Source organism: Salinicola endophyticus, assembly GCF_040536835.1.
Classification (GTDB): Bacteria; Pseudomonadota; Gammaproteobacteria; order Pseudomonadales; family Halomonadaceae; genus Salinicola; species Salinicola endophyticus_A.
The window spans coordinates 3,015,457-3,030,610 of the sequence record NZ_CP159578.1; the positions used below are offsets into that span (position 1 = coordinate 3,015,457).

Genomic DNA, 15,154 nt, shown 5'->3' on the forward strand with positions numbered 1-15,154 from the left:
ACCTTCTCTCATCAAAAAAAGCCTATCACAGACCAACAAAGGCGGCTTACGACAATGGAACCCAGCAAATCGCCCCAGGTCCCGGCCCTCGTGCCCCTGATGACCAAAGAGCGCTTCGCGGACCTTTCTGGTCTGTCTCTCGACACCATTGAAGGCCACCTGCGTCGTGGTTACTTGCCCTCGTACAAGCTGGGCCGCCACCGCATGATCAACATCGCCCTACTCCAGGCCGAGCTGCTGGAAGGGGATGACTTCTCATGATCCAGGTCACTTTCGCCCACCTCGTCGCCGACGCCCCTGCCCAGGGCACTGCCTTTCACCTGGATGGCCGGTACGCGGGCTATATCGGCCAGGACGCCGCCGGCGCCGCCTTTGTCTACTTCCATCGCTCGTTCTGGCTTCCTACTCGTCTTCGCGAGGCCCGCGGCCATGTCACCGTCGCTGATCGATCCGCTGCCCTACGTCTTGTGTCTCGGCTTGCTCTACGTCTGGCTTACCGGCAACTGAGGTCTCGCGCCCGGGCTATCTGCCATTCCCAGTGTGCCAAGAGCTTCTACCAGCTCGTCCTCGATAGCCTGGATGCCCAGCGCCGCCTATCCCGCGTGCTGATCGACCAGCGCACCTGGAATGACCCCTGCCAGGGCAACGGCTCCCGCGATCTCGCGTTCACTCCTGAATGCGCATCGCCTGAGCCCGTGCCCGCTGCGCGTCCCACCAAGCGCGTCTTCAACGTCTACCCGGCGTTGACCTTCAACCTCTTGCACTACACCGACGGCACCTATCGCCGCGTCACTGCCGCCGACATTCAAGCCGGGGCCGACCCACGCCCCGCCAATACCGCGTTCCCCTTCGCCCAGGTCACCGGTGGCTCGCTCCCCCCGTCGCCTGCCTCTGCCAGTGCCTGGGCGCTTTTTATTCCCCCGACCGTACCGCGTTTCTCGGGCGGTCATCGCCACGCAGTCCCCACCACGAGGAACACCCAATGACCACGACCAAGAAACAGCCCGTTCGTGTGTTCCTGGACCAGAGCGACCACTCCCGGTTTCTCGTCCAGGCTGGCACCAACCGCCTGACCCCTTCCGCCCTGGGCGAACGGCTCATGCAATACGGCCTCTCCCTGCTCGAAAGCGGCGACCGCTCGCCGTTGGAAGGCACCACCCCGGCCCGCCCGGACGCCGGGGCTTAAGTCATGTTGCTGCCTGCCCGTCACCCGTCGCCCATCGGTCGCACGGCGTCCCAGGCCGGCACCGCGCCCCCCGTCATACCCTGCGCAGCACGGGTTGACGGGGGGCGCGGGATCGGCCGCCGTGCATCCCGACCGATGGACGACGGGCAAGGGTGGGTAGCCGCCTGCCCGGAGCCCCGAGTCTTGAGGGAGCGGGCCAAGCGGTGCCTCCAGGGCCGTGACTACGGCCACGCCGCCCTGCTCTACGCCCAGGCGGAACACCTAACCCGGATGCTCGACCCCGAGTCATCCGACCTCACTGAGCTAGTCGTACTCGCTCGCCACTGCCACATCCTGGCAACCCGGTACCAACGCTGAAGGAAACTAACCATGTCCATGATCAACACCATTCAAGCCCACGTCATCGGTGCCTCTCGCTACGAAGTCGAAGGCATCAAGGGCGCCAAGCTCATCATCATGAACGAAGCCGACCCTACCAATGACAACCTCTTCGGCTTCCAGACCTCCACCATGTCCGCGCCTTACGAGATGGTCGACCGCATCCGCGAACTCAACCCGCGCCTGCCCGGCAATCTCGAACTCGATGTCGAGATTCGCGCCTCCCAGGGCAAGGTCACGATGCACGCCATCGCCGTGCGTGAAGCCTCCGTGAGCGGGCGTTCGCGTCAGGCCGACGCCAAGCCCGACGCGGCCAGCGGCAAGACCAGCTAACACGGGGTGCCACAGATGACTGACGACCAATTCAATGCCCTGTGGCTCCTCACCTTTTGTATCGGGCTCGTCCTCGCGTTCGGGCTCGGTGCAATCAAGGGTGGCCAACGATGAGCGGTTCGGAACTCATCGGCTACCTGCTCGGCGCCTACGCCCTCGGTTGGGCGTGGGGCAAAACCACACTCGCGTTCAAGCAATTCGCGGAGAAAACCCTATGAAAACCCAACTGAAAGACGCGCTCATCACCACCCGCAACGCCGCCCGTTCGATCCCCGGCAAGGTCGCCATGATCGGCGTCGGCACCATCGCCACGGCCAGCGCCGCCATGGCCTCCGATTCCGGTGGCTCGGCAGCCTCTGCGGCCTTCTCCGAACTCAGCAGCCAAGCCAGCAGCATGGCGAGTGAAGCGTGGCCGGTGGTCACCGCCATCGTCGGCTCGCTGCTTGCCATCGGGCTGTTCAAGAAGTTCGCCAACAAGGCCACCTGATCGGTGGTTCAACCGGCCCCGCTGTCCGCCCTGGGCGCATACCGGGGCCGGTCGCCAGGGGCCTTTCGAGGCCCCTTTTTCATGGGTGCGTTATGAGATGTCTTCTACTGCTGTTTTGCGCATTGGGAGCCCTCTATGCAACGGCAAGCTCTCGCGGGTGGTGACAATGATAATGCATCGATTCTGGCTATTCGTTATCAGTTCTCTTGTCGTCTCTTTTCTTGGCGCTGTCTTTCCGGCTAATGCGTTTGCGTATTGGGCTGGTGGTAATGCCAGTAAAGACCCGTCCATCTGTTCTGAGCCACAGTTATCTCAACCTATTAAATGTGATAGTGATGTTGGTACAGACGGTTATTTTTGGTATTCCTGGTCAGCTTGGGAGGGCGACCCCAAGGATATACCCGCCGAGGATTTAGCCAAGGGGGTTTATAATATCGAGTACTCTGACGATCAATGCCGGTCTATTTATGACGGTAAAACCGTGGGTGTTGCAGTCCCGTCTAATGCGCTTGATTCTCCTACGACAGTCGTGACCGTCGCCGGCTGTAAGCTGTATCAAACCCCAGGCGTCACATTCTGTACGAACTTTGATAACGGCACGCAGAATTGCTACACGGAATGGAAAGCCGAGTCTACCGGTGAGACTTCTAAGTTTGATGCGGGTGTTTCTTCTACAACCTCCTCTCCTTTTCAACTGACGGACAACCCTTCGTCTTGCTCCAAGGGGAGCTATTCGAGTGGTGGAAAATCTTATTGCTACATCGGCGGCTCAACTGATTTAAACATCATCTCTGTGCCTGATGACGAACCTGATAATGGCGGCTCTGGTTCTGATAGCGGCGATACCAGCGGCGGCTCTGACAATACTGGCGGGCATACAGGCACCGATGGCGGTGGCACCGGTGGTTCCTCCGGTGGCGGCTCATCGGGTAGCGGCGGCGGTGGCGGGTCTTCCGGTGGCGGGTCTTCCGGTGGTGGCTCTACCGGGGGTGGCACCTCGACCGGTGGTGGCGATACCTCGAACGGTGGCGGCGATACCTCGACCGATGACGACACCACGCCCACCGACGACACCGATACGCCCACCCAAGGCGATACCGGCAGCAATGACGGCGGTAGCAACGACAGTGGCAGCAACGACAGCGGCGACGGTGAAGAGAGCGAAGAACCTGGCGACGGTCTCGATGCGGTGCTGGATGCCATTGGCGGCGTGCGTAAGGCAATCAACGACGGCTTTTCCAACCTCGTCGACACCTTCACCAACCAGGACGGCGCCCCTTCCGCCGCCGATGTGGAAAGCGAGTTCGATGGCCAGGGCCTTACCGACGACCTGATGAGCCAGCTCGACACCCAGAACGAAGACGTACAGGGGGAGATCACCCAGCGCTATCGCGATCTGTTCGAGGATGACAGCAGCCTCCTGGGCCAGGGCCTGAGCTACGTCAAAGGCGTGGCCACCGCCTGGCTCCCCGAGATTCCCGGTGGCGGCGGCTGCGTCCCGCTCACCTTCAGCTTCCAGGGCCACACCGTCACCATCGAGTGCCGCGTCTTCGACCTGATCAAGGCCGCGCTCTCCTGGCTGCTGTTCTTCTTCACCTGCTACCAAATCACCATGATCGCGCTGTCTTATCGCAGCGCGTCGGAGGGCTGACCATGGGTGCGCTCGTTCGGCTGCTCTTCACCGCCTTGATCCCGCTGGCGCGTAACTTTTTCAAGTACTTCGGGACGTGGTTTCTTCAGTTCTTCTTCTGGCTCAAGGTCGCCCGCTTCGGGCTGTTCCTGATCAAAGTCGGGATTTTCGTCGCCCTGATCACCGGCACCGCTGACGTGATTTCCAGCATCGTCGACAGCCTTACCGTGGCCATGCCCGCGGTGCTGGCCGATGGCGTCAACCGCATCCTCCCCGACAACTTCTCCACCTGTGTCTCGGCCATCGTGCTGGCCAAGTTCACGGTCATGGCCCTGCACGTCAAAGACCGCGTGCTGGGGCTTGGGGGTGTGTGATGGCGGTCTATGTCGTCACCGGCAAACTGGGCGCGGGCAAGACGCTGGTCGCCGTCGGCAAGATCAAGGACAAGCTCAACCACGGCTGCCCGGTGGCCACCAATCTCGACCTTCGCCTGCATAAGCTGGTCGGCGAACGCGCGCGCAACACCCGCGTCTATCGCATCCCCGACAAACCCCAGCTCGCCGACCTGGAAGCCATCGGACGCGGCAACGACACCTACGACGAAGCCAAGAACGGCCTCCTGGTGCTCGATGAGTGCGGCACCTGGTTTAACTCGCGCTCCTGGGCCGACAAGTCGCGCCAGGCGGTCATCGACTGGTTTCTCCATGCCCGGAAGCTCGGCTGGGACATCATCTTCTTGATCCAGGATCTCTCGATCATGGACAAGCAGGCACGCGTCGCGCTGGCCGAACACGTCGTCTACTGCCGGCGTCTCGATCGCCTGTCGCTGCCGATCATCGGCTCCCTCTGGTCAATGTTCGCCGGCGGCAAGCTGCCGATGCCCAAGCTCCACCTCGGCATCGTCAAATACGGCGACTCCCCGCAAAGCCTCGTCGTCGAGCGCTGGACCTACACCGGCCGCGCGCTCTACCCGGCCTATGACACCAAGCAAGCCTTCTCCGACGCCTACCCGCACCAGACCTACTCGATGCTGCCGCCGTGGCTCACCCATGGCGTGTTCCGCGTCCCCCGCGATGCGAGGTTTTACATGCGCATGACCCGTATCTACTGGAAGCGCTTCAACCGCCCGTTGCTGGGTCTCGCTTCCTTCGTTCTGGGCATCGTCCTCACCACGTCCGTGCTCGTCGTCGATCAGGTCGACGCCCGCAACGCCGACCCCGAGGTCACGCCCGATCCTGCGCCCGCCGTCGATCTCTCCCGCTTCGACCGCGCGCGCATCACCGGCTACGCCCAGCTGGGCGACCGCACCACCTATCGCCTCCTGGACGGCGACCACCGGCCCACCACCAGTGACGACCTCGAACGCCTCGGCCTCGACGTCATCCCGATGGGTGCCTGTCATCTCCGCCTCGGCTCTGGAGCCCACCATGTCGACATCGGTTGCTAATCTCGCCCGCGCCGCCCTCGCCGCCGGCGCCCTGCTGCTCACGCCCACCGCTCACGCCCTGCCCATCGATATGCAGGACGCCGACGTGCGCGACTTCGTGCACTGGTACAGCCAGGAAACCGCCACCCCCATCGCCATCGACCCGCGGGTTAACGGCACCCTGACTGTCTACGCCCCGGACGTGCCACCCGATCAGCTCCCCGAGTTCTTCCAGGGCGTCATGCAATCCCACGGCTATCAGCTCGTCCCCGGCAACCCGCCTACCCTGGTCCCGGCCAAGCCCGACCAGACGTTCATGAGCCGTATCGCCACCCCGGCCCCACGTGAGCCCAGCGTCTCCCGCGTGCTGTCGATCAACCATCTACGCGCCGACGATCTCGCGCCCCTGGTCGACGCCTTCCTGATACAGAACACCCCCGGTAGCGCGCAGGCCACCCACGCCCAGGTGCTGCACGCCGCTAACGCGCTCCTGGTCAGCGGCCCCGCCGACCGCATCCAGGCGCTCGAACGGCTGCTGCCCCAGATCGACGTTACCCGCGCCCAGGTGCTCATCCGCGCGTTGATCTTCGAGACCACCGACGGCGACACCCTCGACCTCGGCGTCTCGTTTGGCCGCGCCCGCGCTGGCAGCAACCCCGCCGGGGGCTTCAACACCTCGGGGCTCGGTCGCACGCTCTCGGTGCCCGGTGGCGCCTTCGGCATCTTCGACGGCGACGTGCTGGCCCTGGCCGTCAACGCGATCCGCCGCGACTCCAACGCCCGGGTTCTCTCTACGCCGCAAATCCTGGCGCTCTCCGGCCAGCGCGGCACCATCTCGGTCGGCCAGAACGTCCCCTTTATTACCGGGCGGGTCACCGGCGAAGCGGCCAACATCGAAAACCCCTTCCAGACCATCGAGCGCCGCGACATCGGCATCACCCTCAATGTGCTGCCGGTGGTCACCCCCTCGGGCCTGATCGTCATGGACGTGGGTACCGCCGCGGACAGCCTCACCGACTCGGTGCTCGCCTCGGACATCATCACCAACCAGCGCAGCATCAACACCACGGTACAGATTCAATCCGGCCAGTCGGTGCTCCTGGGCGGCCTCGTCTCCGAAGAGAACCGGCAGCAGCAGAACCGCGTGCCAGTGCTCTCCGACATCCCCGTCATCGGCGCCCTATTCCGCTCCACCTCGACCAGCCACCAGAGCAGCAACCTCTACGTTCTGCTGCAAGCCACCGTGCTGCCTACCCTGGAGGCCGCCTCATGAGCACACCAATCGATAGTTTTTCACCCGCCGATCGCAGGGGATCTCATAGCCACCCGCTATCCAACGCCTGGGTACCGCTCGCCCAGTGGCTCGCGATCCTCGCCATGTCGCAGGAACACGCCATCAAGTTCATCTGGCCAGACTCGCCCGCCGTGCCCTGGGCCATCCTGGTCGGGCGCATCGCCTTCCCGCTGTTCGCCGGCATGGTTGCGTGGCATCTGCTGCACAACACCCGCCACCCGCTGCGCTACGGCTGTCGCCTGCTGCTGGTCGGCCTCGTCGCCCAGCTCCCTTACGCCCTGGTCGTCACCCCGGACAAGCTCAACGTCTGCTTTACCCTGGGCCTGGGGCTTCTCGCCGTGGTCACCTTCGCCAACCTTCGAGAACGTGCCCTGCAACTCGCCGCGGGCATCCTCGCGCTCATCGCCGCCGGTGCCACGGCCCCATATCTTGAGTACGGCCTGTGTGGGCTACTCCTGGTCCCGGCCCTGGTCGTGGCGTTTCGCTACCCCCAACACACCCTGGCCGCCATTCCCGCGCTGCTGCTCTCGGTGCTGATCAATGCCACGCCCGCTGCCATGGCCATCAGCCTCGCCACGACCGCCGTTCTCATCCTGCTCACCAACGGCTCCCTGGTCTGGCGCCTACCGATCCCAGCGATACCCCGCCCGCTGCGGCTCTCCTGGTATCCGCTGCACCTGCTCGTCATCACCCTGGCCACTGGGGGCATCACGTCATGAGGGGGTCAAAACGGACTGCCGGGGCCCGACGACTAGTGAGTGGGGGTAGACGAATCTGTCGTCGGGCAACGGTAGTCGACAGCCGCTTTCCCACTTGCCTAATTCTCCAAGGCTAAAAAAAAGCGAGTGCCATTAACCGTCACTGTTTGTCAGTAACGAAAATCGCTTGAACCATTCTATTTGTATTCAACCAGGACAGTGACTTATGAAAAAACACGTATCACCATCGAGTTATTGGATAAGCGAGACCCTCCCTGTAACACGTCTCGCACATTGACCTCCGAAACCTCCATAAACCGTCACTAAACGTCTTTATCAGGAGAACACTTTATGAACCGTTGGGAACGCTACTCCATCGCCTCCTTGATCGAGAGTCGGGAAGACCCCAAAGGCCGTTTGTTCCTGAGTCCCAAGGGCCAGCGCCAGCTCGATCACATCAAGATCCTCCACGCCGGCGTCGACACCGTGCGCCAGCTCTACGCAGGGAAGCCCTGCATGGCCCTGTTCGATCAAATCATCGAGGTCTACCGCGAAGGTCGGGGCGCCACCATGGACCTGTTCGGCACCACCTGGAGCGTCGGCGCGGGCAACACCCAAAGCGGCTTCCGCTACCGCCTGCAGAACAACGACCTGGGCGTCATCGTCCTGTTCTACGCCCGGCACGTGAAGGCTGAAGACATCGGCACCCACCTCAAGATCGAGCTCTCCCCGCACTTCATCCACGAACACAGCACCGCCGACGTGCAAGCCTACCTGGACAACATCGCCAAGCAGCTTCTCGCCTACGTCGAGCCCATGGGCTGTGCCGTACACCTCGCGCTAGACGTCCAGGGCTGGAAGCCACCCGCCGACTTCCTCGAACGCTTCGTCACCCGCTCCAAGAAAGTCACGCGCATCAACGGCATCGACGACTTCAGCTTCAACCACGGCCACATCGCCACCTCCTACGGCAACGCCGAAACCTTCATGTTCGGCACCGCGGGCGCCCTCCAGTGCTGCATCTACAACAAGACCAAGGAGGCCCACTACCGCGACAAGATCCACTTCTGGGAAAGCATCTGGCAGAAAGCCGCCGGCGATGACCCCACGGTCTCCGACTACAACCCCGACAAGCCGGTCTGGCGAATCGAGATGCGCTTTCACCAATCGGTGCTGCGTGAGTTCGCCCAAGGCACCCCCTGCAACGTCGACACCGGTGAATGCCTCGACATGGACCACGGCTTCAAGCGCTTCAACGACACCGTGCCCCACCTCACCGGCCTCTGGCGCACCGCCATGGGCAAGTACCGGCTCGACCACGCCCGCAACCTCATCGACTGCGTGTGGCAGCTCCTGCAGGAAGACGCCCGCTTCTATGACCACGAACCCCATCTGCTCTACAAGCGAGCGCGCAAGGCCCCGGGGCTCGGCAACGAAAAGAACGTCGCCCTGGTCGTGGGTAACCTCATCTCCCTCTACGCACGCCAGGGCTTCACCATCCAGCAAGCCATGCAAGGGCTCTCCCGCTGTGGGGCCTGGGACGACATTGCCAACTACTACCGCCGACGGGGATTGGATGCGGGACAGCTACGCCAGCTCATCGAACAACGGCTGGTCGAGCGGCGGTTACTTGGGAAGGCTGCCTAGTGGCGATCAAGAAAACAGCCAGGGGCTGGCAGGTCGACATACAACCAGGAGGGCGCGGTTACCGGCGCATACGCAAGACGTTTCCGACCAAGCTGGAAGCTCAACGCTTTATGACCCTCACGCTCGGCAAGGCTGCGGCGGGGGAAGACTACGCGCCCAAGAAACGCGACAAGCGGCGGCTGAGTGACCTCATCGACCTCTGGTATGAATTCCATGGCGTCTCGCTCAAGGACGGCAAGCGTCGCTATGCGCAGATGCTCGCCCTCGCCGACATGATGGGCAACCCGATAGCCTCCACCATCACCGCCATGGACGCCGCGCGGTTCCGGCAAAAGCGCCTGGCTTCAGGGATCACGCCCACCACCGCCAACCACGATCAGGCCCACCTGCGCGCCGTGTTCAACAAGCTGACCAAGCTCGGCGAGTGGCACCAGGGAAACCCCTTTGCCAGCCTCCAGCCGCTGCGCCTGGACGAAACCGAACTCAGCTACCTCACCGAAGACCAGATAGCCCGGCTGCTCGAGATCCTGGACCGTCGCACCAACAAGGATGCCGCTCTGATCACCCGGCTCTGCCTCGCCACCGGTGCCCGTTGGTCGGAGGCCCAGTATCTGCGCGCCGAAAACCTCCGCGACGGTCGTGTCACCTTCACCGGCACCAAGAACGGCCGTAACCGCACCATCCCGCTGAATCCGGGGCTCTACCAGACGCTGATCGAACACGCCCCCAAGGTCGGGCGCGTCTTCCCAACGACCGGATATAACCCGTTTTCGGATGCGATCAAGGAGGCGGGAATTCAGCTCCCCAAGGGGCAGAGAACGCACGTGTTACGCCACACCTTTGCCAGCCATTTCATGATGAATGGCGGCGACGTATTAACGCTGCAAAAGATCCTGGGGCACCAGACCATTACGATGACAATGCGCTACGCACACCTGTCCCCCGACCATCTCGCGGACGCGATCAAATACGCCCCGAAAATCGGTTGACACTGCGTTGACACATCGAGAAAAAAGCAGGAATCAAGCGGAGGGAAAAACGCTATAAGTGCTTGATTTGCATGGTGCCGGCGGTCGGACTCGAACCGACACACTGTTTCCAGCGGCGGATTTTGAATCCGCTGCGTCTACCAATTCCGCCACGCCGGCAGCGGAGTGGCATTATACGGACCCCGGCCTTTGCGTCAATCGCTGCGCTGACTTCGCTCCCCGCCTGCTTTATCATGGCGCCCTCGCTTGGGTCGCCCGGCGGCCTTCGATGCCGCGGCAGCGGCCCGCTTCGAGTGGCCGCGCCAGGCTGCGGTCACGTCATCCCTTTTCGCCGATTCATGAGTGCCATGCAGCGCGCCGACTTCCATTTCGATCTCCCCGACGAGTTGATCGCTCGCTACCCTTCCGAGCAGCGCACCGATTGCCGCCTGCTATGCGTCGATGGCCCTTCCGGGGCGCTGGCGCATGAGCGCTTCCCCGATCTGCTCGGGCATCTCGAACCCGGCGACGTGGTGGTATTCAACGACACGCGGGTGATCCCGGCGCGTCTGTTCGGCCAGAAGGCGAGCGGCGGCAAGGTGGAGATGCTGCTGGAGCGCCCGCTGGACGCCCATCGCGGCCTGGCCCATCTGCGCGCCAGCAAGTCGCCCAAGCCGGGCACCGAGCTGATCTTCGAGGGCGGTATTCACGCCGTGGTGGAAGGCCGGCAGGACGCACTGTTCGAGTTGCGCTTCCTCGGCGAGACGCCGCTGATCGCGCTGCTCGAACAGCACGGCCATATGCCGCTGCCGCCCTATATCACCCGCGAGGACGAACTCGCCGACCGTGAGCGCTACCAGACCGTCTACGCCCGCCGCGAAGGCGCGGTCGCCGCGCCCACCGCCGGCCTGCACTTCGACGAGGCGATGATGGCAGCGCTGCGGGCCAAGGGGGTCGAGATCGCCTTCGTCACCCTGCACGTGGGCGCGGGTACCTTTCAGCCGGTACGCGTCGACGACATCCGCGAGCACCATATGCACAGCGAGTGGCTGGAGGTGGACGAGCAGGTCTGCGCCAGCGTCAATCGCGCGCGGGAGGCGGGCAAGCGGGTCGTCGCCATCGGCACCACCAGCGTGCGCTGCCTGGAGAGTGCCAGCCAGGAAGATGGGCGCCTGGCGCCCTACCGCGGCGAGACCGATATCTTCATCTATCCCGGCTATCGCTGGCGCTGCGTGGATGCTCTGGTCACCAACTTCCACCTGCCGGAGTCGACGCTATTGATGCTGGTCTCCGCCTTTGCTGGCTATGAAAGCGTGATGCGCGCCTATGCCGCCGCGGTGGAAGAGGAGTACCGCTTCTTCAGCTACGGCGATGCCATGTTCCTCACGCGCCGAGACGCGTAATCGCCCGGGCACGTATCGCGCAAGTGCCGGCGACCTGAGCAATATAGAGCCGATCGCTGGGTCGCCGAACGTAGAGAAATAGAAAGAAAGACATCCAGCGGCCCCGAGGGGCCCGAGCGTGGCGTGCGATTGCCGACGCGCCGAGAGACAGAGAATCCTATGCGACAAGAGTGCTTCATGAAGTTCGAACGCCTGGGTCAGGATGGCCGCGCCCGGCGTGGCCGCCTGACCTTCCCCCGCGGCACGGTGGAGACCCCCGCCTTCATGCCGGTGGGGACCTACGGCACGGTCAAGGGGATGACCCCGCGTGACGTCGAGGCGATCGGCGCCGAGATCATCCTCGGCAATACCTTTCATCTGTGGCTGCGCCCGGGTACCGAGGTGATCGAGGCCCACGGCGACCTGCACGACTTCTCCCAGTGGCAGGGGCCGATCCTCACCGACTCCGGCGGCTTCCAGGTCTTCTCGCTGGGCGCCATGCGCAAGATCACCGAGCAGGGCGTGCACTTCCGCTCGCCGGTGGATGGCGCCAAGGTGTTCATGGGGCCGGAGGAGTCGATGGCGGTCCAGCGCTCGCTGGGCTCGGACATCGTGATGATCTTCGACGAGTGCACCCCCTACCCCGCCACCGAGCAGGAGGCGCAGAAGTCGATGGAGCTCTCGCTGCGCTGGGCCAAGCGCTCGCGCGAGGCCCACGGCGACTCGCCATCGGCGCTGTTCGGCATCGTCCAGGGCGGCATGTACCCGGAGCTGCGCAAGCGCTCGCTGGAGGGGCTGCTCGAGATCGGCTTCGATGGCCTGGCGATCGGCGGTCTCTCGGTGGGCGAACCCAAGGAGGAGATGATCGGCGTGCTCGACTACCTACCCCAGTGGATGCCGGAAGAGCAGCCGCGCTATCTGATGGGCGTGGGCAAGCCGGAGGATCTGGTCGAGGGCGTGCGCCGTGGGGTCGACATGTTCGACTGCGTGATGCCGACCCGCAACGCGCGTAACGGCCACCTGTTCACCGCCGAGGGCACGGTCAAGATTCGTAACGCCACCCACCGCCACGACACCCGGCCGCTGGAATCGGACTGCGACTGCTACACCTGCCAGCACTTCTCGCGCGGCTATCTGCACCACCTCGATCGGTGCGGCGAAATGCTCGGCTCGATGCTCAACACCATCCACAATCTGCGCTACTACCAGCGCCTGATGGCCGGTTTGCGCGGGGCTATCGAAGCGGGTACATTGGCCGACTTCGTAGCACAATTCTATCGGCGGCGGGGGCTTCCCGTACCGCCCGGGGTCGACTGACAAGAGACGCGCTGGCCGGTGGTAACGCCGGCGGGCCGGATAAGTCTCGTAACGTATCACCCGTTCACATCGCAACTCTCGCGACTTCCATCGCGCAACTTCGGAGAACCATCCATGCTGGACTTTTTCATCCCTGCGGCCCACGCCCAGGATGCAGCCGCACCTGGCGGTGGTGGCATTGCCCAGATCATCATGCTGGTCGGCTTCGTGCTGATCTTCTATTTCCTGCTGTGGCGCCCGCAGTCCAAGCGTGCCAAGCAGCACAAGCAGTTGATCTCCAACCTCTCCAAGGGTGACGAAATCGTCATCGGCGGCGGGCTGATGGGCCGCATCACCGAGGTGACCGACGACTTCATCAGCATGGAAATCGCCGAAGGCACCGTGGTCAACGTGCAGAAGAGCGCCGTGGCCTCCGTACTGCCCAAGGGTACCCTGAAGTCGCTGTAATCCTTCGGGCCACCGGCATCGTCGCCGGTGGCCCGCCTCATTTCCGCGACAGTCTTCGCACGACGATCCCCCCGATCGTCATTGAATGAAAGGACAGGGCTTCCATGCTCAATCGTTACCCCCTGTGGAAGTATCTGCTGATACTCATCGTCTTCGTGGTCGGTGTCATCTACGCGTTACCCAATCTTTATCCGCAGGACCCCGCCGTTCAGATCAGCACGACCAATGGCACCCTGGACAGCCAGCAGCTAGAGCGTGTGACCCAAGTTCTCGCCGACGACGGCATCGCGGTCAAGTCGGCCAGCATGACCGGCAACTCGACTGCCCTCATTCGTCTCGACAACGCCGAACAGCAGTTACCCGCGCGCGACGCGATCGACAAGGCGCTCGACGACAACTACACCGTGGCGCTCAACCTGGCCGACTCCACCCCCGAGTGGCTGACCAGCCTGGGCGCGACCCCGATGAAACTCGGCCTCGACCTGCGCGGCGGCGTGCACTTCCTGCTCGAAGTGGACATGCAGGCCGCGGTCAAGCAGCGTCTGGAAGCCACCGCCAGCGCCATCCGCGCCGACCTGCGCGACCAGCACATCCGCTACCGCGGCACCGAGATCGACGGCAACGCCCTGCATCTCGAGTTCGCCAACGTCGAGGATCGCAACGCCGCCCGCGACCAGATCCGGCAGAGTTTCCGCGAGTTCCAGCTGCAGAGCCGTGAAGAGGGCCGCCGCGCCTTCCTCGACATGTCGCTCACCGAGCAGTCGATCAAGGACATTCAGGACTACGCCGTCGAGCAGAACCTGACCACGATCCGCAACCGCGTCAACGAGCTGGGCGTCTCCGAGCCGCTGGTCCAGCGCCAGGGGCCCAACCGTATCGTGGTCGAGCTGCCGGGGGTGCAGGACACCGCCGAGGCCAAGCGTATCGTCGGCGCCACCGCCAACCTGGAGTTCCGCCTCGAGGCGCGCCCGGATGCGCCGGCCTCCGAGACCGAGACCTTCCCGTTCCGCAACAACCCGCAGCGCACCGCGACCCTGTCACGTGACGTGATCATCACCGGTGACCGCGTCTCCAGCGCCAGCCAGGGCTTCGACCAGAACGGCCGCCCCCAGGTCAACATCAACCTGGACGGCACCGGCGGTTCGCTGATGAACCAGGCCACCCGCACCAACATCGGCCGCAGCATGGCGGTGCTCTATATCGAGCACAAGACCGAGACGCGCACGGTGATGAAGGATGGCAAGCAGGTGGTGGAGCACATCCCCTCCACCGAGCGCAGCATCATCAGCCTGGCGACCATCCAGAGCGCGCTGAGCAACCGCTTCCGCATCACCGGTCTGGACTCCCCGACCGAAGCGCGTGAGCTGGCCCTGCTGCTGCGTTCCGGTTCGCTCGCCGCACCGATCTACTTCGTGCAGGAGAGCACCATCGGGCCAAGCCTGGGCGCGCAGAACATCCAGCGCGGGATCTTCTCGGTAATCGTCGGCGGGCTGCTGGTGGTGGCGTTCATGCTGATCCGCTACAAGGCGTTCGGCGTCATCGCCAACGCCGCCCTGGCGGTCAACCTCACCCTGCTGATCGCGATCATGTCGCTGCTGGGCGCCACCCTCACGCTGCCCGGCATCGCCGGTATCGTGCTCACCCTGGGGATGGCGGTGGATGCCAACGTCCTGATCTACGAGCGCATACGCGAGGAGCTCAGGCGCAAGACGCCGGCACAGCAGGCGATTCACGCCGGCTACGGGCGCGCCTTCACCTCGATCGTCGACGCCAACCTGACCACGCTGCTGGTGGCGGTGGTGCTGTTCTCCATCGGCACCGGCCCGGTCAAGGGCTTCGCGGTGACGCTGTCGATCGGCATCCTGACATCGATGTTCACCGGCATCATGGTGTCGCGTGCCCTCGTCAATCTCTCCATCGGCGGCAAGCCGTTGAAGAAACTCTGGATCTAGGAGACGCGA

General features: G+C 63.7%; 17 protein-coding genes and 1 tRNA gene. 17 read left to right on the top strand and 1 reads right to left on the bottom strand.

The genetic code is table 11. From position 1 onward, the window contains the following. Nucleotides 1-54: 54 nt before the first annotated feature. From ABV408_RS13655 to ABV408_RS13715, 13 genes are all read left to right on the top strand, one after another. Nucleotides 55-261 (top strand): DNA-binding protein, encoded by a 207-nt coding sequence (locus ABV408_RS13655; protein WP_353979474.1) that lies wholly within the window; start codon nt 55-57, stop codon nt 259-261. Continuing rightward, entirely contained in the window at nt 258-986 is a 729-nt protein-coding gene (locus ABV408_RS13660) for a hypothetical protein (RefSeq protein ID WP_353979475.1), read from the top strand. The genes ABV408_RS13655 and ABV408_RS13660 overlap by 4 nt, the downstream gene beginning before the upstream one ends. Then, nucleotides 983-1,186, top strand: coding sequence for a hypothetical protein (locus tag ABV408_RS13665; RefSeq protein WP_285950176.1), 204 nt, complete (start codon nt 983-985; stop codon nt 1,184-1,186). The genes ABV408_RS13660 and ABV408_RS13665 overlap by 4 nt, the downstream gene beginning before the upstream one ends. A 369-nt stretch (nt 1,187-1,555) precedes the next feature. Then, on the top strand, nt 1,556-1,897 hold the full coding sequence (locus ABV408_RS13670) for a hypothetical protein (RefSeq protein ID WP_285950177.1): 342 nt from the start codon (nt 1,556-1,558) through the stop codon (nt 1,895-1,897). A 15-nt stretch (nt 1,898-1,912) separates the two neighbouring features. Continuing rightward, nucleotides 1,913-2,011, top strand: coding sequence for a tail virion protein G7P-2 (locus ABV408_RS13675; RefSeq protein WP_223161995.1), 99 nt, complete (start codon nt 1,913-1,915; stop codon nt 2,009-2,011). Between the two features lie 100 nt (nt 2,012-2,111). Beyond that, nucleotides 2,112-2,384 (top strand): major coat protein, encoded by a 273-nt coding sequence (locus ABV408_RS13680; protein WP_106419744.1) that lies wholly within the window; start codon nt 2,112-2,114, stop codon nt 2,382-2,384. Between the two features lie 172 nt (nt 2,385-2,556). Beyond that, nucleotides 2,557-4,035 carry a hypothetical protein gene (locus ABV408_RS13685; RefSeq protein WP_353979476.1) on the top strand — a complete coding sequence of 493 codons (1,479 nt, stop codon included), beginning with the start codon at nt 2,557-2,559 and terminating at the stop codon, nt 4,033-4,035. Between the two features lie 2 nt (nt 4,036-4,037). Beyond that, the gene (locus ABV408_RS13690) at nt 4,038-4,388 is read left to right on the top strand and encodes a DUF5455 family protein (RefSeq protein ID WP_353979477.1); all 351 of its coding nucleotides are present in this window, start codon (nt 4,038-4,040) and stop codon (nt 4,386-4,388) included. Next, nucleotides 4,388-5,461, top strand: coding sequence for a zonular occludens toxin domain-containing protein (locus ABV408_RS13695; RefSeq protein WP_353979478.1), 1,074 nt, complete (start codon nt 4,388-4,390; stop codon nt 5,459-5,461). The genes ABV408_RS13690 and ABV408_RS13695 overlap by 1 nt, the downstream gene beginning before the upstream one ends. Beyond that, nucleotides 5,442-6,713, top strand: a complete 1,272-nt coding sequence (locus ABV408_RS13700; protein WP_353979479.1) for a secretin N-terminal domain-containing protein — start codon at nt 5,442-5,444, stop codon at nt 6,711-6,713. The genes ABV408_RS13695 and ABV408_RS13700 overlap by 20 nt, the downstream gene beginning before the upstream one ends. Continuing rightward, nucleotides 6,710-7,453 carry a TraX family protein gene (locus ABV408_RS13705; protein WP_353979480.1) on the top strand — a complete coding sequence of 248 codons (744 nt, stop codon included), beginning with the start codon at nt 6,710-6,712 and terminating at the stop codon, nt 7,451-7,453. The genes ABV408_RS13700 and ABV408_RS13705 overlap by 4 nt, the downstream gene beginning before the upstream one ends. A 330-nt stretch (nt 7,454-7,783) precedes the next feature. Then, nucleotides 7,784-9,079 (top strand): hypothetical protein, encoded by a 1,296-nt coding sequence (locus tag ABV408_RS13710; RefSeq protein ID WP_353979481.1) that lies wholly within the window; start codon nt 7,784-7,786, stop codon nt 9,077-9,079. Then, nucleotides 9,079-10,068: a tyrosine-type recombinase/integrase gene (locus ABV408_RS13715; protein ID WP_353979482.1), complete on the top strand. Its 990-nt coding sequence runs from the start codon at nt 9,079-9,081 to the stop codon at nt 10,066-10,068. The genes ABV408_RS13710 and ABV408_RS13715 overlap by 1 nt, the downstream gene beginning before the upstream one ends. 72 nt (nt 10,069-10,140) lie before the next feature. Here the strand turns inward: ABV408_RS13715 and ABV408_RS13720 are convergent. Next, nucleotides 10,141-10,227, bottom strand: a tRNA-Leu gene (locus ABV408_RS13720). A gap of 179 nt (nt 10,228-10,406) precedes the next feature. Between ABV408_RS13720 and queA the strand changes: the two genes are divergently transcribed. From queA to secD, 4 genes are all read left to right on the top strand, one after another. Continuing rightward, a complete protein-coding gene (gene queA, locus ABV408_RS13725) occupies nt 10,407-11,450 on the top strand; it encodes a tRNA preQ1(34) S-adenosylmethionine ribosyltransferase-isomerase QueA (protein ID WP_164673670.1) in 1,044 nt (347 codons plus the stop codon). A gap of 177 nt (nt 11,451-11,627) precedes the next feature. Continuing rightward, the gene (gene tgt / locus ABV408_RS13730) at nt 11,628-12,746 is read left to right on the top strand and encodes a tRNA guanosine(34) transglycosylase Tgt (RefSeq protein WP_035475916.1); all 1,119 of its coding nucleotides are present in this window, start codon (nt 11,628-11,630) and stop codon (nt 12,744-12,746) included. A 114-nt stretch (nt 12,747-12,860) separates the two neighbouring features. Beyond that, nucleotides 12,861-13,193, top strand: coding sequence for a preprotein translocase subunit YajC (yajC, locus tag ABV408_RS13735; RefSeq protein ID WP_106419738.1), 333 nt, complete (start codon nt 12,861-12,863; stop codon nt 13,191-13,193). Nucleotides 13,194-13,297: 104 nt separating this feature from the next. Further along, a complete protein-coding gene (gene secD, locus ABV408_RS13740) occupies nt 13,298-15,145 on the top strand; it encodes a protein translocase subunit SecD (protein ID WP_353979483.1) in 1,848 nt (615 codons plus the stop codon). The last annotated feature ends 9 nt before the right edge of the window (nt 15,146-15,154 follow it).